The sequence below is a fragment of the Clostridium sp. UBA1056 genome, assembly GCA_002316385.1.
Lineage (GTDB): Bacteria > Bacillota > Clostridia > Clostridiales > Clostridiaceae > Clostridium_J.
On sequence record DCDL01000004.1, the window covers coordinates 26,003 to 47,779 of the forward strand.

The 21,777-nt window shown below is 30.1% G+C and carries 22 protein-coding genes, 1 other RNA gene and 1 riboswitch; of the genes, 1 reads left to right on the forward strand and 22 read right to left on the reverse strand.

Annotated elements, in window-relative coordinates:
• From B3W71_RS01145 to B3W71_RS01230, 18 genes are all read right to left on the reverse strand, one after another.
• Positions 1-535: N-acetylneuraminate synthase family protein (locus B3W71_RS01145; RefSeq protein WP_346887104.1), on the reverse strand; the 535-nt coding region annotated here is incomplete at its 3' end.
• Positions 536-608: 73 nt separating this feature from the next.
• The gene (pseH, locus tag B3W71_RS01150) at positions 609-1,154 is read right to left on the reverse strand and encodes a UDP-4-amino-4,6-dideoxy-N-acetyl-beta-L-altrosamine N-acetyltransferase (protein ID WP_346887105.1); all 546 of its coding nucleotides are present in this window, start codon (positions 1,152-1,154) and stop codon (positions 609-611) included.
• Positions 1,155-1,168: 14 nt separating this feature from the next.
• Positions 1,169-1,576, reverse strand: coding sequence for a MaoC family dehydratase (locus B3W71_RS01155; protein WP_346887106.1), 408 nt, complete (start codon positions 1,574-1,576; stop codon positions 1,169-1,171).
• Positions 1,577-1,616: 40 nt separating this feature from the next.
• Complete coding sequence (locus tag B3W71_RS01160; protein WP_346887107.1) at positions 1,617-2,360, reverse strand: glycosyltransferase family protein; 744 nt, start codon at positions 2,358-2,360, stop codon at positions 1,617-1,619.
• A 9-nt stretch (positions 2,361-2,369) separates the two neighbouring features.
• Complete coding sequence (gene pseC / locus B3W71_RS01165) at positions 2,370-3,560, reverse strand: UDP-4-amino-4,6-dideoxy-N-acetyl-beta-L-altrosamine transaminase (RefSeq protein WP_346887108.1); 1,191 nt, start codon at positions 3,558-3,560, stop codon at positions 2,370-2,372.
• 16 nt (positions 3,561-3,576) lie between these two features.
• Positions 3,577-4,635 (reverse strand): UDP-N-acetylglucosamine 4,6-dehydratase (inverting), encoded by a 1,059-nt coding sequence (pseB, locus tag B3W71_RS01170; RefSeq protein ID WP_346887109.1) that lies wholly within the window; start codon positions 4,633-4,635, stop codon positions 3,577-3,579.
• A 26-nt stretch (positions 4,636-4,661) separates the two neighbouring features.
• Positions 4,662-5,759, reverse strand: a complete 1,098-nt coding sequence (wecB, locus tag B3W71_RS01175) for a non-hydrolyzing UDP-N-acetylglucosamine 2-epimerase (RefSeq protein ID WP_346887110.1) — start codon at positions 5,757-5,759, stop codon at positions 4,662-4,664.
• A gap of 44 nt (positions 5,760-5,803) precedes the next feature.
• A complete protein-coding gene (locus tag B3W71_RS01180) occupies positions 5,804-6,904 on the reverse strand; it encodes a hypothetical protein (RefSeq protein ID WP_346887111.1) in 1,101 nt (366 codons plus the stop codon).
• Between the two features lie 59 nt (positions 6,905-6,963).
• Positions 6,964-8,166 carry a hypothetical protein gene (locus B3W71_RS01185; RefSeq protein WP_346887112.1) on the reverse strand — a complete coding sequence of 401 codons (1,203 nt, stop codon included), beginning with the start codon at positions 8,164-8,166 and terminating at the stop codon, positions 6,964-6,966.
• Positions 8,167-8,219: 53 nt separating this feature from the next.
• Positions 8,220-8,975, reverse strand: coding sequence for a glycosyltransferase family 32 protein (locus tag B3W71_RS01190; protein WP_346887113.1), 756 nt, complete (start codon positions 8,973-8,975; stop codon positions 8,220-8,222).
• A 164-nt stretch (positions 8,976-9,139) separates the two neighbouring features.
• Positions 9,140-10,291 (reverse strand): glycosyltransferase family 4 protein, encoded by a 1,152-nt coding sequence (locus tag B3W71_RS01195; protein ID WP_346887114.1) that lies wholly within the window; start codon positions 10,289-10,291, stop codon positions 9,140-9,142.
• Positions 10,288-11,190 carry an NAD-dependent epimerase/dehydratase family protein gene (locus B3W71_RS01200; RefSeq protein ID WP_346887115.1) on the reverse strand — a complete coding sequence of 301 codons (903 nt, stop codon included), beginning with the start codon at positions 11,188-11,190 and terminating at the stop codon, positions 10,288-10,290. The genes B3W71_RS01195 and B3W71_RS01200 overlap by 4 nt, the downstream gene beginning before the upstream one ends.
• A gap of 48 nt (positions 11,191-11,238) precedes the next feature.
• The gene (locus B3W71_RS01205; protein ID WP_346887116.1) at positions 11,239-11,874 is read right to left on the reverse strand and encodes a sugar transferase; all 636 of its coding nucleotides are present in this window, start codon (positions 11,872-11,874) and stop codon (positions 11,239-11,241) included.
• A 67-nt stretch (positions 11,875-11,941) separates the two neighbouring features.
• A complete protein-coding gene (locus B3W71_RS01210; protein ID WP_346887117.1) occupies positions 11,942-12,472 on the reverse strand; it encodes a PglB in 531 nt (176 codons plus the stop codon).
• A gap of 169 nt (positions 12,473-12,641) precedes the next feature.
• A riboswitch (cyclic di-GMP riboswitch) is annotated at positions 12,642-12,724 on the reverse strand.
• 119 nt (positions 12,725-12,843) lie between these two features.
• Positions 12,844-13,614, reverse strand: a complete 771-nt coding sequence (locus B3W71_RS01215; protein ID WP_346887118.1) for a tyrosine-protein phosphatase — start codon at positions 13,612-13,614, stop codon at positions 12,844-12,846.
• Between the two features lie 41 nt (positions 13,615-13,655).
• The gene (locus tag B3W71_RS01220; RefSeq protein WP_346887119.1) at positions 13,656-14,330 is read right to left on the reverse strand and encodes a CpsD/CapB family tyrosine-protein kinase; all 675 of its coding nucleotides are present in this window, start codon (positions 14,328-14,330) and stop codon (positions 13,656-13,658) included.
• Between the two features lie 69 nt (positions 14,331-14,399).
• Entirely contained in the window at positions 14,400-15,074 is a 675-nt protein-coding gene (locus tag B3W71_RS01225) for a YveK family protein (protein ID WP_346887120.1), read from the reverse strand.
• 33 nt (positions 15,075-15,107) lie between these two features.
• A complete protein-coding gene (locus B3W71_RS01230; RefSeq protein ID WP_346887121.1) occupies positions 15,108-15,779 on the reverse strand; it encodes a YveK family protein in 672 nt (223 codons plus the stop codon).
• A gap of 401 nt (positions 15,780-16,180) precedes the next feature.
• On the opposite strand from B3W71_RS01230, the gene B3W71_RS01235 reads away from it, so the two are divergent.
• A complete protein-coding gene (locus tag B3W71_RS01235; protein WP_346887122.1) occupies positions 16,181-17,128 on the forward strand; it encodes an LCP family protein in 948 nt (315 codons plus the stop codon).
• A 106-nt stretch (positions 17,129-17,234) separates the two neighbouring features.
• Here B3W71_RS01235 and B3W71_RS01240 read toward each other — a convergent pair whose 3' ends face one another.
• From B3W71_RS01240 to B3W71_RS01255, 4 genes are all read right to left on the reverse strand, one after another.
• The gene (locus B3W71_RS01240) at positions 17,235-18,560 is read right to left on the reverse strand and encodes a nucleotide sugar dehydrogenase (protein WP_346887123.1); all 1,326 of its coding nucleotides are present in this window, start codon (positions 18,558-18,560) and stop codon (positions 17,235-17,237) included.
• Between the two features lie 123 nt (positions 18,561-18,683).
• Positions 18,684-19,808, reverse strand: a complete 1,125-nt coding sequence (locus B3W71_RS01245) for a DegT/DnrJ/EryC1/StrS family aminotransferase (RefSeq protein WP_346887124.1) — start codon at positions 19,806-19,808, stop codon at positions 18,684-18,686.
• Positions 19,809-20,087: 279 nt separating this feature from the next.
• An RNA gene (rnpB, locus tag B3W71_RS01250) (RNase P RNA component class A) lies at positions 20,088-20,552 on the reverse strand.
• A 420-nt stretch (positions 20,553-20,972) separates the two neighbouring features.
• Positions 20,973-21,767: a Nif3-like dinuclear metal center hexameric protein gene (locus B3W71_RS01255; RefSeq protein ID WP_346887125.1), complete on the reverse strand. Its 795-nt coding sequence runs from the start codon at positions 21,765-21,767 to the stop codon at positions 20,973-20,975.
• Between the last annotated feature and the right edge of the window lie 10 nt (positions 21,768-21,777).

A 21,777-nucleotide genomic window follows, 5' to 3' on the forward strand; every position in this document is an offset into this window, starting at 1 on the left:
GTTCGTTTCCAACACTCTTACATGCTTCAACTGCCTCTTCTATTTCTTCAATAGTTGCAATGCCTGTAGAAATTATCATGGGCTTACCTTTAGCTGCAGCATATTTAATAAGAGGTATATCTGTTATTTCAAAGGATGCAATTTTATATGCAGGTACCTCTAATTCTTCTAAAAAATCCACTGCTGACTTATCAAAAGGAGTTGAAAAACATATTATATTTTCTTCTTTAGCTACATCCATAAGTTCTTTGTGCCATTCCCATGGAGTATATGCTTCTTGATAAAGTTTATGTAATGTCTTTCCATCCCAAATTGTTCCTTGCTTAATTTGAAAATACTCATTATCACAATCTAAAGTTATCGTATCAGCTGTGTAGGTTTGAATCTTCACTGCATCTGCACCTACCCTTTTAGCTTCTTTTATCATTTTTTTTGCAACTTCTATATCCTGATTATGATTAGCTGATATTTCAGCTATAATAAAGCTTGGGGATTCAGTTGAAATGATTTTATTATCTATATTTATACTTTTCATAGCTTCACTCCTTTAGCATATAAGCTAGCGTAAAATTTTTACACTAGCATTTATAAATCATTATTAAAAAAACTTATTCTATACAGATTCTATCATATTTATAATCTTTTTTTATATTTTCCCATTTATCTCTTGTAATTCCCATTGTTACTATATCAAAAAAGTCACCATTTTTATATATATGTTGCTTTAATGTTCCTTCAACTACTGAACCAAATTTTTCATGAATTGAAATAACCTTTTCATTAGATGTAAATACTTCACAGCATAATTTATTAAGGTTTAAATCATCAAATACATAATCATATATATTGCACTCAAGAAGTGTTGCTATACCTCTTCCTCTAAATGATGTATCTCCTATATAATACGCCCACGAGCATCTCTTGTTTTTATAATCAATATCGCAAATATTTATTAATCCTATTTTTACTCCATCAAATTTTATTATCCAATACTTTACACTATCATTATCTTGTGTAGAATAAAACCATTTGAGTTGAGTCTCCATTGTTAATACTGGATCAGTATACATATATCTTGTCACTTCAGGCTTCATTCTCCAAGTCATTATAAGTTCCAAGTCAGCCTTATTTACTTTGCTCAATTCTAATGCCATTATATTTCCCTCCATTATTTAGGCGGAAGCACAATTGCTTCACCTACTATAACATCAATGTCTTTATCATTATAGCATCTTGTTTTAAGTGTTAACCTGTTTTTTTCAATATTTATATCTATTACCTCAACTTCCGCAGTTATAATATCATCTACTCTTACAGGCTTAAGAAACTTTAAACTCTGCGAAAGATATATGGTTCCATAACCCGGAAATTTATTGCCTAATACACCTGAAATCAAACCCGATACCAATATTCCATGAACAATCCTACCATTAAATATGGTATTTTTTGCATATTCTTCATCCAAATGAACTGGATTGTCATCACCAGTCATTTCTGCAAACTTTTTTACATAATCACTAGTAATTTGCCTAGTAATTCTTGCACTATCTCCTATTTTAAATTCAGTGATTTTCATTTATAGATCCTCTCCAAGCGACAATTTATTTATATATATTTTATTCACCTAGCTTTTTCTGTTCTATATCATCATTTATATTCTTAATCTCAGGATATCTTTTCATTAAGTTCATAATATCATCAAAGTAAAACATTTCATCATATTTGTACAACTCTTTATAGATTCTAGTTATAACCTCAAAATCTTCAGGTGTATCTAATGTCCATCTATATTCAGAATAATTAATAGGATTTTTAAATCCTATTAGCTTAAAAGTTTCTGGGTTTTGATAAATATATGGGGTCACGTGTTCACGCTCATATTGTTTATCAGCTTCATTATAAGCCTTTTCAAGTATTTCAAATGGTATTATCTCAGCATCAAGCCCCCTTGGAAAAGTTCTTTCCAGAGTATTGCTCATATAATCAATCTCGTTATTTTTATATAGTTCAATAAACCTCTCAAGCATGCTATCTATTATTCTTGGATCTATGACAGGACAATCAGAAGTAATTCTTATCACTATTTCTGAGCCATTTTCTTTAGCTGCATTATAGTATCTTGAAAGAACATCATTTTCACTTCCTCGATAGCAATTAACACTAAGTCTTTCTGCTTCCTCTGCAATCTTATTATCACATTCCCCAATAGTTGTTGCTATAATAATATCATTTAAAAGTTGACTTTTTCTTAATCTGTCTACCACATGTTCAAGAACAGTTTTCCCAAATATATTTTTCATAACTTTTCCTGGTAATCTTGTGGACCCCATTCTTGCTTGAATAATTGCAGTTATCTTCATTTAAAATACCTACTTTCTGTAGTGGTTTATTACCTTTTTAACCCCATCTATAACATCTTGTACATCTTCATATGTCATCTTAGGGAATAATGGGATAGTTATCATTCGTTCATAAAGTTCTTCTGCATTTTTACATAGCCCTTTTTCATATCCTAAACTTTTATAGTAAGGATGCAAATATACAGGAATATAATGAACATTTACTCCTATATTTTCAGCTTGTAAAGCTTCAAAAATTTCTTTTCTTGTGCAAGCTAATCTTTCTAAGTTAAGTTTAATTAAATATATATGCCATCCAGAATTAGAAAAATCAGCTTCATGTGGTATATTAATTTCTTCAATATTCTTGAAGGCTTCATTATACTTCTTAACGATTTCTCTTCTTCTATTGACAAACTTGTCAATCTTATTCATTTGACTAATACCCAAGGCACATTGGATATCAGTTATTCTATAATTGTAACCTAAATCTATCTGTTCATAATGCCATGGTCCATGATATTCATTCATCATCTCTTTATCTCTAGTTATTCCATGACTTCTAAAAAGGATCATTTTTTTATATAATTCCTCATCATCTGTAACTACCATGCCACCTTCACCACTAGTTATTGGTTTTACTGGATGAAAACTAAATTCTGTCATATGTGCTTTGGTTCCTACTCTTTTGCCTTTATATTCACTACCTAAAGCATGAGCTGAATCTTCTATTATAACTAGATTATGTTTATCTGCAATTTTTCTTATTTCATCTATATCTACTGATTGCCCCGTAAAGTCTACCGGAATTATAGCTTTAGTTTTATTTGTAATTTTCTTTTCTATTTCTTTTGGATCTATATTATATGTTTCAGGATCTATATCTACAAATACAGGGATTCCTCCACAATATAAAACACAATTTGCTGAAGCTGCAAAAGTTATAGGTGATACTATTACCTCATCACCTTCTTTTATACCAGCTGCATAACATGCCATATGCAGAGCTGCCGTTCCATTAGAAACAGCTACTGCATACTTTGCTCCTACATACTTTGCAACTTTTTTCTCAAACTCACTAACTGAAGGACCAGTAGTTAAATAATCACCTTTAAGCACATTAACTACTGCTTCTATATCTTCTTCATCTATATTTTGTCTTCCATAAGTTAAATAAGTTTCTCTTATTGATTTTCCACCATTGATTGCTAATTCATCCATTGGTTATCTTCCCTTCTTATTTAGTAGCTGCACCTTCATCAAAATCTATACCATTAATTTTATAAGCATTAAAAAGTCCTAATTTATACATTTCTCTTCTCAATTCATCTACTGTAAGCCATTCTGAATTGCTTCCCGAATCATATTCAAACCCTTCTCTTATTAACTTTCCACCTGGTGTAAAATACTTATCAAAACTCCACCAATCAAAATGCGGATAAATAATATAATGTTTTTCATATTCATAAGTCGTTCTAGAATCATCTCTTGTTACCATAACTTCATGTAACTTCTCACCTTCTCTAATACCAACTTCATTTATAACAACATCATCAATCATTGCCTTAGCTAAATCAGTAATAGTAAATGAAGGTATTTTAGATATGTACGTTTCTCCACCTTTTGATTCTTCTAATGCTTTAAATACTAGCTCTACACCTTCTTCTAAAGTTATCCAGAATCTTGTCATTCTGCAATCAGTTATTGGCAGTTCTTTTGCTCCTTTCTCAATTAATGATTGAAAGAAAGGAATAACTGATCCTCTACTTCCTGCTACATTACCGTATCTAACAACAGAAAATATAGTACCATTTCCCCCTGAATAAGCATTGGCTGATATAAATAGTTTATCTGATACCAATTTTGTACCACCGTATAGATTGATAGGATTAACAGCCTTGTCAGTAGAAAGTGCAACTACTTTTTTTACCCCTCTATCTAAAGCTGCATCTATTATATTTTGCGCTCCATTAATATTAGTCTTTATAGCTTCAAAAGGATTATATTCACAAGCTGGCACTTGCTTCATAGCTGCTGCATGTATAATATAGTCTACTCCATTAAAAGCTCTATATAGTCTTTCCTTATCTCTAATATCCCCTATAAAGAATCTAATCTTGTTTACTTTATCAGGATACTTTTGCGAAAATTCTTTTTTCATTAAATCTTGTTTAAATTCATCTCTTGAATAAATAATTATTTTTTTAGGGTTGTACCTCTCTAAAATCATCTCAGTAAATTTTTTTCCGAAAGAACCTGTTCCTCCAGTGATTAAAATTGATGCATTATCTAACATAATTATCTCCTCCTATATTGGTTTATTTATAAATTTTGAATCAGAGTATCCACTATCCTCTTACTTGCAAACCCATCGCCATATGGGTTACTTGCATGACTCATTTTTTCATACTCTGTTTTATCCTCAAGCAATAGCTTAAATGTATTGTAAATAGTATCTTCATCAGTGCCCACAAGCTTTAATGTACCTGCAACTATACCTTCTGGTCTTTCTGTTGTATCTCTCATTACAAGAACAGGTTTACCTAAACTTGGAGCCTCTTCTTGAATTCCACCACTGTCGGTTAAAATTAAGTAAGATCTTGACAAGAAGTTGTGAAAATCTAGCACATCTAAAGGCTCTATTATTCTTACCCTATCACAATCTCCAAGAATTTCATTTGCTGCCGCTCTTACTACAGGGTTCATATGTATAGGATAGATTGCTTTAATGTCTGGTGTCTCATCAACTATTTTCTTAATAGCTCTAAACATATTTCTCATAGGCTCTCCTAAATTTTCTCTTCTATGAGCGGTTATCATAATAAGCCTACTACCTTCTGTCCATTTAAGTTGTTCATGCGTATAGCCTTCTCTAACAGTAGTTTTTAAAGCATCAATAGCAGTATTTCCAGTAACATATATTGAATTAAGTTCTTTACCTTCTTTAAGTAAATTCTCTTTTGATAGTTCTGTTGGCGCAAAATTATACTTTGCTATAATCCCAACAGCTTGTCTGTTAAATTCTTCTGGATATGGTGAATATATATTATAAGTTCTAAGGCCTGCTTCAACATGTCCAATTGGTATCTGTAAATAAAAACAAGCTAAAGCTGTTACAAAAGTTGTTGACGTATCTCCATGAACTAACACCACATCTGGCTTAGTTTCTTCAAGCACCTCTTTAATTTTGTTTAAAATATTTGTTGTTACATGAAAAAGTGTTTGTTTATCCTTCATTATAGATAAGTCATAATCAGGTATAACCTCAAAAGCTTCAAGCACCTGATCTAACATTTGACGGTGCTGTCCAGTTACACAAACAATTGTTTTGATATTTTTTCGTGTCTTAAGTTCTTTTACCAAAGGACACATTTTTATTGCTTCTGGCCGTGTCCCAAAAACGAGCATTACTTTTTTCATAACTTTTTACCTGCTTTCTAAATTTATGCTATTAATGATAGATTTTATCTTATATCACTTGCTATGTAATTTTTCGATGATAAAATTTTAAAAACACTTTCTAATTCATCCTTATTTTTAGGAATAAATATCTTATTGGGTTTATAATTAGAAATCACATTTCGAAAATAAAGCGTTGAAAAAGCATTCTCATATCTATTAGTATTCATTAAGCCAAGAAAAATAATATAAGGACATTTTTCTTTTAATATATATGGCGTTAGACAACTGGTAGAACACATAGATACTAATATTTTATCGTCGATATCAATATTAAAAAATACAGACTCAAAAGTATTTCCGCTTTTATCTATTTCAAAAGAATCCGATTCGTATATTGGGCTAACTCTAGGATGGTTTTTTAAAACCACTTCGCTATTTCTATAATATTTTTTACATAATTCTATGAAAACTTTTGTATTTTCATAGGATGATGGTATACCTCCTTGATCTAAATAAATAATTTTACTCATATTATATTTATTAATTAAGCAATCATCCAGATGCTCTGAAAATAATTTTTCAATTACCTCTGCACTATTTATCTTAACTTTTACAATATCTAAATTTGAATCATCAATAAATTCGGGTTGATAACAAAATATTTTTTTTAACTTTTCCCAAAAAAAAGTTCCATATAATAATTTACTAATCTTTTCATATAAAAAATGTTTCTTACCTTTAAGGTATCCTTTTGCATATGTTCCCACTCCATCATCATATACAAATAATTCAAGAGAATTATTTAGTTCATAAAAGTAGTTGTAAGTTATATTGCACCCAATATTTTCTGATGGTATAAATAAAGAGTCATACTTTATATTTTTATTGGCAACTTTTCTAATTGACCTTTTTCCTTTTATCAAATTAATTACTAAAGATGTTTTTATTAGTAATTTATTTGATTTAGAATAGTCATCAAACAAAAAATCGTAATGATAAATATGGATCTTATCGTTATATTTTCTTATTATTGATAAATATCTTTTCATGTTTCTATGAAGCAATACTATGTGATTTATATCATCTTTGTAGTAATCTTCTATTATATTTAAACAATTCATTAGTTGGAAAGGGGTATGTACCAAATACAAATTCTTATTCATAAAAATCTTCCTATCATAATATTAATATTGTTGTCTTTGCAGACCAGATTTATATTGCTTTAAACAATTAAATGTTCTTTCTGCCTATTTCCTGTAATTACCAACGGTAAAAATACTAAAATATATCGCCCTAACAATATTTCTGATCCTAAAGAAATGCTAAATAAACAAATAAGCAATGCTACAGAGATATTTATCTTTCTTCTTATAAAAAAAGGTATAAAAGCTAATATAAATAATGCTAGCCCAATAAAACCAAAATAATATATCATTAATGGATAAGATGCCAAATATATACCAGAACCAAGTCTCTCCATTCCTCGTCCAAACATATTTGTAACTATGTCTGTAGACCATTCATGGATTAATGCATATCCATCAAATCTTCCATTAGCTTGTCTGCTAACAATACTTGAATCTGTAAAATACTCAAATGCAGTAGTTTTAGAAATCAATATTACTGCAATAATAAAAACAAATGCAAAGAAAATAAATTTAGTGAAGCTCTTTTTATTTTTAAATAAATTAATTCCTATCCAAATACTAAACATCCCCCCTAATACTATTACACCTAGTATAGATGTTGATAACGCGATACCACCAGATAAAAAACAAAACTCACATATTTCTTTTTTGGTAAATCTCCCGCAATTCATCTTTAAAAAAAGTAAGATTGTAATGTACCCTAATATATAAATTGCATAGTGAGATGGTTCTTCAAAAAAAGACATAAATCTTTTAAATTGGGCTTGTTGAAAAACTCTATTATACTCATATAAATCTGATGCCATTAAATTAGCGCTAAGTATAACTCCCGGAATATATATACCTAAAAATCTATAAATAAGTACTTGAAAAAACAAAAATCCTGTAGATACTAGCGACATAACTTTATACACTTTGATACCAAAATCAAAGTTAAAATGAGCTTTTGCAAAAAAAATAATATTAATTAAATAAAAGAGATATCTAAAGGTACGAAACCAAACATCGAAATCTGACTCATTTAAAAGTGTTACTACCACTATATATATGAAGAACGGGATCAAATTCAAAAATATATTCATTTTTCCGCTCATTAATCCCTTGAATAAAAGCAATATATTTAGAATTAATAAAATCATATCACTTAAAGTAATAGATCCCAAGCCTGTACCATATATAAACAATATTGGAGACACTATTATGAAAAAAGTATAAATCTCATTAATACCGACAGTATTTTTTTTAGTCTTAATATTTTGTGTTATGTTATCATTCATATTAGATTACACCTCTTCAAAGCTTAATTTTAAATTTATGTAATTTAATTTTATTAATACTTGTTCGATAATTTTTCATAAAGCTTTTTTCCTAATAATTTTTCAACATTCAGCCCTGTCTTTTTCTTAACCTTACTCAAAACTTTTCTGTACCAAGGTGTCCATGACCCATTATACAAATGCATAGCATAGGTATTCTCAGTTATTTTATCGTTTTTACTATTTCTTGTATCTAGTGGGCAAAAATATTCTCTTGAATATATATGTACGTCATATTTAAGAACTTGTTTTTCGCCATTCCTCACTAATCCAAATTCTTCAGACATATTAGTTATCGTTGTAACATTAGTAGTGAAATCATAATTTCCTTCACTATCAACGAAAGTCTTATTATCATAATATTCTAATAATCGCCCTACCCATTTTCCACCTTTTTCACTTCCCATTAATGCAGTAGGAATCATAGTCTCATCTTGAAATGAAGTAAATGCAGAAAACTTCAAAAATTTGTCGATTCTCTTTATGACTTTTACATCTGTATCCATATATATTCCACCGTAATGATATAAGACATATAATCTTAAATAATCACTAACAAAAGCGTACTTTTTGGCTTTATATGCTTGACTAGCATATACATTATTCGCAATAATACTTTTGCATTTTTTATCGTCCCAGCGAATAATTTCATAATCAGGTAATACTTTCTCCCAAGTTTTCATACATTTTTGTGATAGCTTATCAAGCGGATTGGGTCCTATCCATATATAATGAATAATTTTTGGTATTTTATTTTTATCATTATTCATAATAATTCTTCCTTTCATTTCATCACATTATTTACATCTATTTTATACTAAATATTTAACAACCATATTTTCAAACTACCATACTCAAACGCCCTTTTGTAAAACTATTCTATTAAGACAACTTTGGTTAATAATCAAATATGTACTATTAACTAAAGCTATATCTAAATAGTTATGTTGCTATATATATTTTTCATTAATTTCCTAATATTTTCTCTATCATACTTTTTTATTAGTTCTAAACTTTTATTACTCATATTCCTTTGAACTGTCTTATCAAACAAAATTTTTTCTATATACTTAGTAAACCCATTTACATTCTGAGGGTCTACTAAGTAACCATTTGTTCCATCTTCAATTAAATCAGTATTTCCTCTTATATTAGAGCAAACAACGGGTAACCCTGCAGCCATAGCTTCCATCAAAGCTACTGGCAGACCTTCTTGCAAAGAAGGAAATACAAAACAATTTGCTATATATAATAGTTCCTTTACATCTCTTCTATATCCTGCAAATATTACTCTATCTTCTAAGTTAAATTGTTTTACTAAACCTTTTAAGTAATCTTCAAGTTCTCCAAATCCACAAATTAATAATTTAACTTTCTCATTTGATATGTTGGAAAGAGCCCTAACTATTACTTCATGATTTTTTCTCTTAGATAATTGCCCAACACTAAGTAGTACAAAATCATCATCCTTAAATCCAAATTCATCTCTCTTTGCTTTTCTATCAACTTTGATATTTTTAATTTCCTCTGTATGCATTCCTATTCCTGGAACATATTCCACATTTGTATTATTAAATTTTTGGGCTACTTCATAATCTTCTTTATTAATAGTTATTAAACAATCAGTATATTTTGCACACATTCTTTCTATTGGATAGAAAATCAACCAATTTTTAATTGGTCCTCCTTTAAAAAAGTGAAATCCATGAGCTGTGTAAATAACTTTAGTCCCCTGCTTTCTAACTCCTTTACATGCCAATCTAGCAATAACCCCACCAATTGGAGAATGACAATGAACCATATGATAATGATTTTCTTGACACAGCTTTTTCATTAACTTATATGAATTCATAATATTTCTAATTGAAGATATATTTCTCGGAACAGAGAGATGAAATGTTTTAATGCCATCATTCTCTAATTCCTTACGGAATTCTTCTACTCTCTCTTGGCTTGTTATACTTCCGTATTCAAAATTACAAGCCACATGTACTTCAAATCCCATATTCTTTAGAATGTTTATATTATCCATATTAAACAAATCTATCATAGATGCTACTGATGCCATCATTAATACCTTTTTCATATCTTAACACTCCTCCCATCGCTAACTATATCAGTTTCTACTTCCGTCTCCCTAACCGCTTCCCTTAAATCCCTAATTCTATAATCAACTTTATACTCACTCATACTCTTCTCATAAACCAAATTCCCAAATGCCTTATTAACCGTCCCAATAAAGCACGCCATTAATTTCAAAGCCCAATTAAACGCTCCAGTAAGTACAATCATCTTCCCATGAGCCTCAGCTATAAGCTTCACTAACTCACTTGTTCTAACATATTCCTTGTTCTGTGGAAAGAATATTTCTCTTTCTTCATTTACAATCATTAATCTTATAAACTCACAAAGGTTATCTATATGGAGCATACTTCTTTCATTTTTAACATTAGGAAATATTGGTAGCTTCTGAGCCATCTTAGCAAGCTTTGGGTAATTTCCTTTTGACCCTTTTCCAAATATCATTGGTGGTCTTATAACTACCACATTAAAATTATCATCTTGAAGTGGTAGAATACATTCTTCAGCTTGAAGCTTACTTCTACCATAGAAGTTGCTTGGTGTTGGTACTGTATTTTTATCTATAACTCTTTTATGGTTGATATGACTACTATCACCATAAACAATAATACTACTCATAAAAATAAACTGCTTAACACCTTCTGCCTTTGCCTTCTTTGCAGTTTCTATCGTTAAATCACGATTAACTTTATAATATAAATCCTCCATATTAGGATCTGTAGAAATATGAGCTATCCCTGCAACATGAAACATTACATCATACTCTAAAAAACTCTTCTCTCTCCAAGTTCCATCTATCATATCCACAGTATCAACTGTATAATCTTCCGGCCACTGCTTTAGCCATTCTTCAAAACTTGTTCCTATATAACTATTAGCACCTGTTATAAGTATTTTCTTCATCTAGCTAATCACCTTCTTACCATTCATTCCAATAATAATTCCATCACATCAAATTGATACCGAATCTCTCTGAACTTCTACTTCTTTCTCCTTCAATTCCTTAACTCCGCCTTCTAAAACTCCATCACGTTTCAATACAGAAATAACAGTTCCAAAGAAGCATTTAACGTCTATCTTTACTCCTAAATTTTCAACATAATCTCCATCATATCTTGCCTTGTCTTTAATAGACACTGTATCTCTTCCATTAATCTGTGCCCATCCAGTAAGACCAGGAAGTATATCATTAGCACCATACTTGTCCCTTTCTTCGATTAAATCATATTGGTTCCAAAGAGCAGGCCTCGGTCCAACTATTGCCATAGAACCAGATATTATATTTAAAATTTGTGGCAATTCATCTAAACTAGTTTTTCTTAAAAATTTACCAACCTTAGTTATATACTGATCAGGATTTTTAAGCATATGAGTTGGCATATCTTTAGGTGTATCTATTTTCATAGTACGAAATTTTAATATATTAAAATGAGTTTTATTAATTCCAACTCTCTTTTGTTTAAAAAAAACTGGGCCTCTTGAGTCAATCTTTATAGCGATAATAATTATTAAAAATAGCGGTGAAAGCAAAACTAATCCCATAAATGAAAGTATAAAATCAGCTCCTCTTTTAATTTTTAAATACATTTAATCTCCCCCTCAAATTAAAAAATAATTCATATACATATTACGTCATTTTCATAATCATTATATGCTATAACTTCACCATATGTGATATGACTTCATCACTGCTAATTTTTGAAAATGGATCAATAACACAATAAGATTTAACAACTGCTCCACAGTCTATATGACATCCACAATTAATGATAGCATCATGGTCGATAATTGAACCAACACTTATAATACAACCATTCTCAATCTTAGCATTGGTATTTACAATAGCTTTGGCTTCTATCACCGATCCTGAATCAACTCTAGCTGATGGACTAATATATGCTGTAGGATGGATTAAAGTTGGAACTTCAAAAGAATTATTTTCAAGCTTTTTAATCCACTCCATACGAAGTTGATTATTTCCAAATGATGGTACTGCATAGGTGTAATCTTTAATAAATTTTTCACTATCTGAACATAAACCTATAGATTCGCTACAATTAGGATTATCATCTAAGAAATCTATTTTTTCAAATATACCCATCGACTCAGCAATCTCCTTAACTACATGTCCATGGCCACCAGCTCCTAGAATTATTAAATTTCTATTCACATTATCAATTTTCATATCATAGCCCCCAAAAACTTTATACTTTATCCTCTTATTCACATATAAGTTAAGACTACTCACAAAATCTTATCCTATAAAATTGGATAAAAAAAGAACCTACCATTACCTTTATATAATCCCACCACTATAGACTTCTCCTTCAGATCTATAGCTATCTTGAGCCAATAAGATAACGGTGGGTTGCACTACTAACTCCATGTAACCTAAGTGCCCAAATACAGACTACACTTCATAATTTCCCTTTATGTCTAAGTTATTTATGTCAAACTTTATATCATTCCCCTATCAACTATTAACAGCTCCTCAATTACTAAGCTTTTAACATGTTTGATACTTTAATCAAAATTTTTCTTTTATAATTTCTACCTTTATCTTTTAAATAAATTCATAATTCCACGTTGTTTTTTAATCTTTTCTCCTTGAAATTTAATTACATCATTTTTTAAAATTTCTTCAGAAAAACTTTCTAATTCTTTCATATATCCTAACTTTAATTTTTCTATAACCTTTATGCCTTCTCTCATATCTGTAGTTCTACTATCCATCCTATGAGCATCAGACCCTATAGTGCTGTATATTTTATGCTTCACAAATAGTTCTGCAGTCTTTTTAGCCTCTCTCCCAAAGTCTCCAGTTATACTTCCTACATTAAGTTGAAACAAAAATCCTTCTTCAATAAATTTATTTATCAATTCAGGAGATTGTATAAAGGTTTTATATCTTTCTGGATGCGCAATAATAGGTACAATCCCCTTTAATTGAAGTTCATAAATGTCATTTATTACTTCATCTATTGTAAATCCCCTTAATGGTAATTCTATTAGCATATATCTACTATTTTCTATGGTTCCTATATCTCCGCACTCAAAGCTCTCTAAAATTCTGTTTGTATAGTAGATCTCTTGACCACAATGGATTTCTATATTTATATGATTTTCCTTAGCTAATGTTTTCAACTTAGCTACTTCTTTTTTTATGTCTCCATAAGGTGTTTGAAATCTACCTCTAAAAAAATGTGGTGTAGCAACAATTTCTCTAGTTCCAGATTTTTCTGCTAACTTAAGCATTTCTATGGTCATATTCTCATCTCTTGCTCCATCATCTATTCCATGAAGAATATGGCTGTGAAAGTCTATCATAAGCACCCCTCCAACCTTTAAGTAAAGATTTTAGTTTTATATTATTTTTCTAACCCTGATTCTTTTTTATCACCATAGTAGTAATAGTAGTTACTTCTTTTAGAGTCCACTCCATTTAACACTGTACCAATGATATTGGCATTAACCTTTTTTAAAAGATTTACAGAATTTGCAACAGATTCTTTCTTTGTTTTTTCTGCTCTAACCACAAGCAACGTTCCATCAGCTCTTGTAGAAAGAATTTGTGCATCAGTCACCGCCTGTACCGGTGGAGTATCTAATATTACATAATCAAAAACCTTCTTTAAAGCATCAATTAATGCTTTCATAGATTTTGATGCTAACATCTCTGATGGGTTAGGTGGTATTTTTCCAGAAGTTAACACTGTAAGATTGTCATTATACCTATGACCTACTATAGAAATATCCTCCTTTCCAACTATTACATCTGAAAGTCCAGCAGTATTGGATAACCCAAACTTTTTGTGTATTGATGGCTTTCTTAAATCACAATCAACCAATGCTACCTTTTTATCTCCTTGAGCTATTGATAGAGCTAAGTTTCCTGCAGTAGTACTTTTACCTTCCCCTGGTTCTGAACTAGTTACCACTATTACTTTATATTCATCATCAAAGGATGAATATTGTAAATTTGTCCTTAAAGTCCTATAGCTCTCTGCTGCTATAGACTTAGGGTCTTTTTCTACTATAAACATTACTTTCTCTCCTTAAGTAAAAATCTCTCATTATCTTATTAAACATATATAATTACATAGTACAATTTTCTACTGTTCAATATTAGGTATGGCTCCTATAACAGGAATTTCTAATTCTTTCTCCAATTGTTCTTTATTTTTATAGGTATTATCTAAGAACTCTAGTAAGAAACTTAATCCTATGCTTACCATTAATCCTAATAAAAAGGCTACGCTTATATTCATTTTTTTATTAGGGCTTACTGGAACTTCTGGAACTTTCACAGATTCTATAATTCTTATATTCCCATTTGGTACTAAAGCCTTAGATGTAGTCATAAATTCTTCTGTTACTGCTTTTACCATATTTGCTGCCTCTTCAGGGGCATCATCTTCAAATTTAATTTGAAGGATTTGTGTATCAGCTATAGTTACTACTTTAAGCTTTTCTAACACTTCATTTTCTGTTAAGTTGCTATTAGTAGTTTTTATAGCCCTTCCAATCAAGTCTCTAGTTTTTATAGCTTCTGAGTAAGTTTTCATCAGCTTTTGATACATAGATACATCATTTTGATTATATCCTTGATCTGCTCCTTCTTCCTTACCTATAAATAACTTTGTGCTAGCTTCATATTTAGGGCTTATTAGAAAAAAGCTTACTATACCTGATAGTAGTGTTGATACTGTTGTTATTATTAGTATCATCTTCCATCTTTTCTTTAATACTTCTAGAATTTCTCCAAAGCTAATTAATTCTTCTTCCAAAATTATCTTTCCTCCCTTTTCATCTTTTGCTTTCTATTTTAAGTTAGGTACAGTACCTAAAACTGGTATATTCAATTCTTTCTCTAAGCGCTCTTTATTTTTATATGTATTATCTAAAAATTCTATAAGAAAAGTTATTCCTATTCCTATCATTAGTCCTAATATAATAGCTATTAATAATCCCATCTTTTTATTAGGACTTACTGGTCTCATAGGAAATCTAGCTTCTTCTAAGATTTGAACATTTCCATTAGGCACTAGATCTGATGATAATTTAATAAACTCATCTCTTACGCTAGATATTAACTTCACAGCTTCCTCTGGAGACTTGCTTTTGTACTTTAACTCTAAAATCTGTGTATCTGGTACAGATACTACAGTTAAATTATTAAGAGCTTCTTTAGGTTTTATATCTAACTTAGCCGCTTCTATGGACTTTGCAATCAAATCTTCTGTCTTAATAACTTCAGCATAGGTTTTTAATAATTTCTGATACATTTGTATATCTGAAATATTATAATCCTTCTTCTGACTTGCTTCTTTTCCTATAAACACTTTAGTTCTTGTCTCATATTGTGGAGTTATTAGTAAAAATAATGATATCGATGCCAATAAAGCTGATGCTAGAGTAAATGTTAATATAAGTTTCCATCTTTTTTTTAAAATTTCAAATATTTCTTTTAAACTAATAATATTTTCTTCCAAACTAATTCTCCTTATAACATTAATCTATACATATTATAACACATATTGTATATTTCTACATATTTTTTAGTTTAATTTGCATAAATTGTCGTGATATGTGTATAATATCATATATTTGTTCATATTTCAATTGTATACAAAAATTTCGTATATGTAATAGCATCACATTTTTATAACTCTGCTACACTAAAACTTAAGTTGCCTAAACTTTTATTACTTCACAGTATATATAAAGTATTACACAAATTTTATCTTTAAATATAACCTCCTCATACATTATCGTAACAAATTCAATAAATTTTACCCTTATTCTTCCTCAATAATTTACCATCAACATATTTCTTTATATTTACACATATTCTATATGATGATAAAATTAAGTACATGAGAGGAGTGAGAAAATGTCAAAAAACAAAATTAATTCTAATAGAAAGAAAAAACCCTTAGGATTTAAAATTTCTATGACAATCCTAGGCATATTAATATTTATATTCGCTATTGGAGCTGGATATGCATATTCTTTGTTTAATAAGATGGATAATGTAAAGCTAGACAAATCCGATTTAGGGATTGCTCCAAAGGAAGAATTTAAAGATTACGAAAACCATGAATCTATAAAAAATATAGCTTTATTCGGTATCGATGCAGAAGAAGGCCAGGCTGGTCGTTCTGATTCTATAATGATTGCTACTATAGACCCAATTCATAATAAGGTTAAGATAACCTCTATTATGAGGGATTCATACGTTAATATTCCTGACCATGGTATGGATAAAATAAATCATGCTTATGCTTTTGGGGGTCCTACATTAGCTATAAGAACTTTAAATGAAAACTTTGGACTTAATATAGAGAATTTTGTATCAGTAAATTTCTCTTCTTTACCACAAATAATTGATACATTAGGTGGAATTACTATTAATATTACTGATGAAGAAATATCTCATATTCCTGGAGTATCTTCTGCTGGTCCTACATTATTAAATGGAGAACAGGCATTAGCCTATTCTAGAATAAGATATGCTAGTGGTGGAGATTATGAAAGAACTCATAGACATAGAAATGTAATGTCTGCAGTGTTTAAAAAAGCTCTTGAAGCATCCCCTACTTCTTATCCTTCTATACTAAATAATATTCTTCCACTAGTTCAAACAAACTTAAGTTCTGGCGATTTTATATCTCTAGCGACTAAAGTAGCTAGTATGGGAAATGGAACTTTAGAACAAGAGAGATTTCCAAGAGATGGAGATGCCCAAGGTGACTCTAGTAGCGGAGTATACTACTTAAAATTTGATATTGAAACTGTAAAAAAACAAATGAAAGATTATATATTTGATGACAAGAAATAATAAAAAAATCCAGATTATCTTAAAGATAACCTGGATTTTTCTACTTATATATTACTATTATAACACATTTTAATTTTTCCAATCTTAATGCTTAGCATATTTAATATTATAATCTCCAGTAAACCATAGTATCTGAATTTACACTGTGTTTATCCATGATGCCTTTCACATCTATGAATACATCTTTTTCTTCTTCATCCTTAGCTACTGCAACTTCATCTAGTACTTCTCTTCTATATAAAGGAGCAAAATCTTTTATAGTCATGTCTCTATATTGATGATGAGATACAGCAAGTATAATAGCATCTACAGATTTAATATCTTCCATAGAAACCATATCTATTCCATACTCTTCTTTAATTTCTTCCTTACATGCTACAGGATCTGTTGCTAATACATTTACTCCATACTCTTTAAGCTCATGAATAATATCCACTACCTTTGTATTTCTTGTATCTGGGCAGTCCTCTTTAAATGTAAGTCCTAAAACTGCTACTTTTGCATTTTTAACTCTCTTATTAGCTTTTATTAAACTCTTTACTGTATTTTCTGCAATAAATTTTGCCATACCATCATTAATATTTCTTCCTGATGCTATAACTTTTGATTCTATACCAAATTCTTTAGCTCTGTGAATTAAGTAATATGGATCTACTCCTATGCAGTGTCCTCCTACTAAACCTGGGTTTAGTTTTATAAAGTTCCACTTACTACCTGCTGCATCTATTACAGCTTTTGTGTCTATTCCCATCTTATCAAAGATTATAGCAAGTTCATTAACAAAAGCTATATTAACATCTCTTTGGCAGTTCTCTATTAGTTTAGCTGCTTCTGCAACCTTTATGCTTTCTGCTCTGTATACACCAGCTTCTATAACTAATTCATAAGTTTCAGCAACGGTATCAAGGGTTTCTTCATCCATTCCAGATACTATCTTCATGATATTTTCTAATCTATGAACTTTATCACCTGGATTTATTCTCTCTGGTGAATATCCTATTTTAAAATCTTTTCCACACTTTAATCCAGATTCTCTTTCTAATATAGGTACACAAATCTCCTCTGTTACCCCTGGATATACTGTAGATTCATATACTACTATAGAACCTTTAGTTAAGTTTCTTCCTAAAACTTCGCTAGCACCTATTACTGGTCTTAAATCTGGAGTTTTATCTTCATTAGTTGGAGTTGGTACTGCAACTACATGAAAGTTACATCCTCTTAACTTTGTTTCATCATAAGTGAACTCTACAGTAGATGCTTTAATAGCCTCATCTCCCACTTCATTAGTTACGTCCACTCCACTTATGTATTTATTTATTTTGTCTTTGTTTACATCAAATCCAACTACAGGCACCTTCTTAGCAAAAGCTACTGCTAAAGGCATTCCTACGTAGCCTAATCCTACTAAAGATACTTTTAAATCTTTCATATTATCGTCTCCTACTATTTAATTTTAGTAAATTTCATTTCAATTTACATTGATATATTTTTAACAATAAATTAGGTTTATCCAGCAACTTAGTTGTCGCTGGATAAACTTTCATGCTCATTGTTAATTATAAAATTCTTTTATACATTCACAGATATATCCAACTTCTTCATTTGTAAGTTCTGGATATATTGGTAATGCAAGAATTTGTTCACACATTTTTTCAGTTACTGGGAATTGTCCTTCTTTATATCCTAAGTACTCAAAACACTTTTGTAGATGTAATGGCTTTGGATAATAAACACTAGTTGCTACTCCCTTAGATTTTAAGTGCTCTGCAAGGCCATCTCTATTTTCAGCAAATATGTTAAACACATAATAAACGTTATGTTGATTACTTGACTTAATGCCTTGAACTTCCACACCTTCAACACCTTTTAATCCTTCAGTATAAAGTTTTGCAATTCTACCTCTATTCTCTATAGCATCATTTATATATTTAAGTTTAACTCTTAATACAGCTGCTTGCATAGCATCTAATCTTGAATTATATCCTATATAATCGTAGTGATATTTTTTTGATGCTCCATGAACTCTAAACATACGGCACTTATCTGCTAATTCATCACTATTAGTTACTATCATTCCACCGTCACCATATCCACCTAAGGTTTTAGTTGGGAAGAATGAAAATACCCCCATATCTCCTATAGTTCCTGCATGTCTATAGCTGTCCTCGCCATTCATTTGCCATCTCATTCCAAAGGCTTCAGCTGCATCTTCTAATACCTTTAAGTCATGCTTCTTAGCAATTTCCATTATTCTATCCATATCACACATTTGATTAAATAAATGTATTGGAAGTATCCCTGCTGTATTATCATTAATAGCAGCTTCTAATTGACTTACATTCATACCACAAGACTCTTCATCTATATCAACAAATACAGGTCTTCCACCATGCTTTGCAAGACAAGATGTAGATGCTAAAAATGTAAATGGTGTAGTTACTATTTCTTTATTATTACTGAAACCAAGAATATCTGATGCAATAACTAAAGCATCTGTTCCTGATGCTACTCCTATGGCATGCTTAGCACCAGTAAACTCTTTTATTTCTTCTTCAAAAGTTTTAACTTCATTTCCTAATATAAAAGCTCCACTATCTATAATATTTTTTATAGCTTTATCAAATTCATCTTTTTTTTCTTTATATTCTCTTTGTGATTCATAAAAATTGATTTTCAAAAAAATCCCTCCTATTTTTACATATACCAATTGTACATCAATTTATAAAAAAATAAAATATTTTTTCTCATGTTTAATAAAATTTCATACTTATTAAATATACCACAAATTAGACTTTATATCATCTATTAATTATATTATCATTTTTTAAGTTTAAAATTATGATATTTTTCTTAACAAGTCTTTAATAATAATCAATACGTATATAAATTCTCTTAGCCTTTTATATTTATACCTAAATATAAGAAAAAACCATCAAAGTTTCCTTTGATAGTTTTTATTACGAGATAAGTCTATAAGCCGAGTTCTGTATTAGACAATCATCTATCTAGGCCCATTATTACTAATGAGCTCAAGCGATACACCCGGGGACGGGACGGGCAGCCCCATAATGTCCCTCTTTCGATCTTGCTCCAGATGGGGTTTACATAGCCGCAAAGTCACCATTGCGCTGGTGAGCTCTTACCTCACCTTTCCACCCTTACCTTAAGTTAAGTGAGAGTCTAAATCTAAGATTTAGCCCCTCGAACTTATACATTCTAACAAGTTAGAATGTATTCCTTTTAGTGGAACTTATGCATTCTAACTAGTTAGAATGTATTCCCCTAAAAAAGTCACTCAGGCGGTATATCTCTGTTGCACTTTCCTTAGAGTCGCCTCCACTGGGAGTTACCCAGCACCCTGCCCTATGGAGCTCGGACTTTCCTCTCCTGATTTCTCAGCAGCGATTGTCTGACTTACTCGCAAAATTAATATTAACATAAATCTTATACTATTGCAATGGAATTAATAACATTATATGATTACATTAACAATTTAATCTCTATAAGTTAAAACCCATATATTTAAATCTAGTTTTAATATATGAGCTAATTACACTTGCCTCTTAATCTATACTTTAATCAATTTTTATTATGTCGCATTACCCTATTAATTGAACCAAGCATCTTAAAAAGTTTCATAGTTAACTATATAAAAAGTTAGCTTTTTAAAATGTTCTATATTTAACTATATAAAATTCTAGCTTTTTAAAATGTTCCATATTAAACTATATAAATTGTTGCATATATAGATAGTTTAATATTTATATATTTAATATGTTCATAGTGACCCCTAAAATCCTAGTCTTTCATTACATAATATAATCATATCCACTCTTTAAAGTTATATAAATTTATATGGATCTTTAACCTCTTGAGAGATGACTACATCTACTCCCATAGGCTCTAGTATTTCTTTTATGCTCTTCGATAGTTCCATCATTAATGGCCATTCTGAATTAAAGTGACCTATGTCTATCACTGAAAATCCCATTTCTTCATAGTCAGATACAAAGTGATAAGTAGTATCTCCTGTTATTAGCAGTTCTGCACCTAGCTCATAAGCTGGTTGCAAGTAGTCTTCTCCACTTCCATTAACTAATGCTATGGTTCTTACTTTTTTATCTATTTCTCCTGAAAATCTCAAGTTTTTTAAATTAAATTTATCTTTAATTATATTTATTATTTCCTCTATAGCTATATCTTCCTTTAGCTCAACTATTCTGCCTACTCCAGCTTCAGGATTCAAAGGATTCTTCTCAATGATTTTACTTTCTTTAAATCCAAGCAAATTTACAAATTCATCATTTAGTCCATCTTTCACAGAATCCCAATTGGTGTGACTAGAATATAGTGCTATGTCACTTTTTATGAGATTCATAATCTTTTTTCCTTGAAGAGTATCTGTAGTTATACTTTTAGGTCTTTTGAATAATAGGGGATGATGAGTTAAAATTAATTCAGCTCCAATAGTCTTTGCCTCATCGATAACCTGTAGGGTACAATCTAGAGCAACTAGAATCTTTTTAACTTCATTGTTTCTATCTCCTACCATAAACCCCACATTATCATAGCTTTCTTTTAAGTTTTCTGGTGCAATTTTCTTCATTATATTAATTACATCATTTATCTTTACCATAATATATCCT

Excerpts from the sequence above, each read along its gene's own strand:
- pseH (WP_346887105.1), bottom strand. The coding sequence starts at position 1,154 with ATGGCATTAGAATTGAGCAAAGTAAATAAGGCTGACTTGGAACTTATA.
- B3W71_RS01155 (WP_346887106.1), bottom strand. The coding sequence starts at position 1,576 with ATGAAAATCACTGAATTTAAAATAGGAGATAGTGCAAGAATTACTAGG.
- B3W71_RS01160 (WP_346887107.1), bottom strand. The coding sequence starts at position 2,360 with ATGAAGATAACTGCAATTATTCAAGCAAGAATGGGGTCCACAAGATTA.
- pseC (WP_346887108.1), bottom strand. The coding sequence starts at position 3,560 with ATGGATGAATTAGCAATCAATGGTGGAAAATCAATAAGAGAAACTTAT.
- pseB (WP_346887109.1), bottom strand. The coding sequence starts at position 4,635 with ATGTTAGATAATGCATCAATTTTAATCACTGGAGGAACAGGTTCTTTC.
- wecB (WP_346887110.1), bottom strand. The coding sequence starts at position 5,759 with ATGAAAAAAGTAATGCTCGTTTTTGGGACACGGCCAGAAGCAATAAAA.
- B3W71_RS01180 (WP_346887111.1), bottom strand. The coding sequence starts at position 6,904 with ATGAATAAGAATTTGTATTTGGTACATACCCCTTTCCAACTAATGAAT.
- B3W71_RS01185 (WP_346887112.1), bottom strand. The coding sequence starts at position 8,166 with ATGAATGATAACATAACACAAAATATTAAGACTAAAAAAAATACTGTC.
- B3W71_RS01190 (WP_346887113.1), bottom strand. The coding sequence starts at position 8,975 with ATGAATAATGATAAAAATAAAATACCAAAAATTATTCATTATATATGG.
- B3W71_RS01195 (WP_346887114.1), bottom strand. The coding sequence starts at position 10,291 with ATGAAAAAGGTATTAATGATGGCATCAGTAGCATCTATGATAGATTTG.
- B3W71_RS01200 (WP_346887115.1), bottom strand. The coding sequence starts at position 11,190 with ATGAAGAAAATACTTATAACAGGTGCTAATAGTTATATAGGAACAAGT.
- B3W71_RS01205 (WP_346887116.1), bottom strand. The coding sequence starts at position 11,874 with ATGTATTTAAAAATTAAAAGAGGAGCTGATTTTATACTTTCATTTATG.
- B3W71_RS01210 (WP_346887117.1), bottom strand. The coding sequence starts at position 12,472 with ATGAAAATTGATAATGTGAATAGAAATTTAATAATTCTAGGAGCTGGT.
- B3W71_RS01215 (WP_346887118.1), bottom strand. The coding sequence starts at position 13,614 with ATGATAGACTTTCACAGCCATATTCTTCATGGAATAGATGATGGAGCA.
- B3W71_RS01220 (WP_346887119.1), bottom strand. The coding sequence starts at position 14,330 with ATGTTTATAGTAGAAAAAGACCCTAAGTCTATAGCAGCAGAGAGCTAT.
- B3W71_RS01235 (WP_346887122.1), top strand. The coding sequence starts at position 16,181 with ATGTCAAAAAACAAAATTAATTCTAATAGAAAGAAAAAACCCTTAGGA.
- B3W71_RS01240 (WP_346887123.1), bottom strand. The coding sequence starts at position 18,560 with ATGAAAGATTTAAAAGTATCTTTAGTAGGATTAGGCTACGTAGGAATG.
- B3W71_RS01255 (WP_346887125.1), bottom strand. The coding sequence starts at position 21,767 with ATGGTAAAGATAAATGATGTAATTAATATAATGAAGAAAATTGCACCA.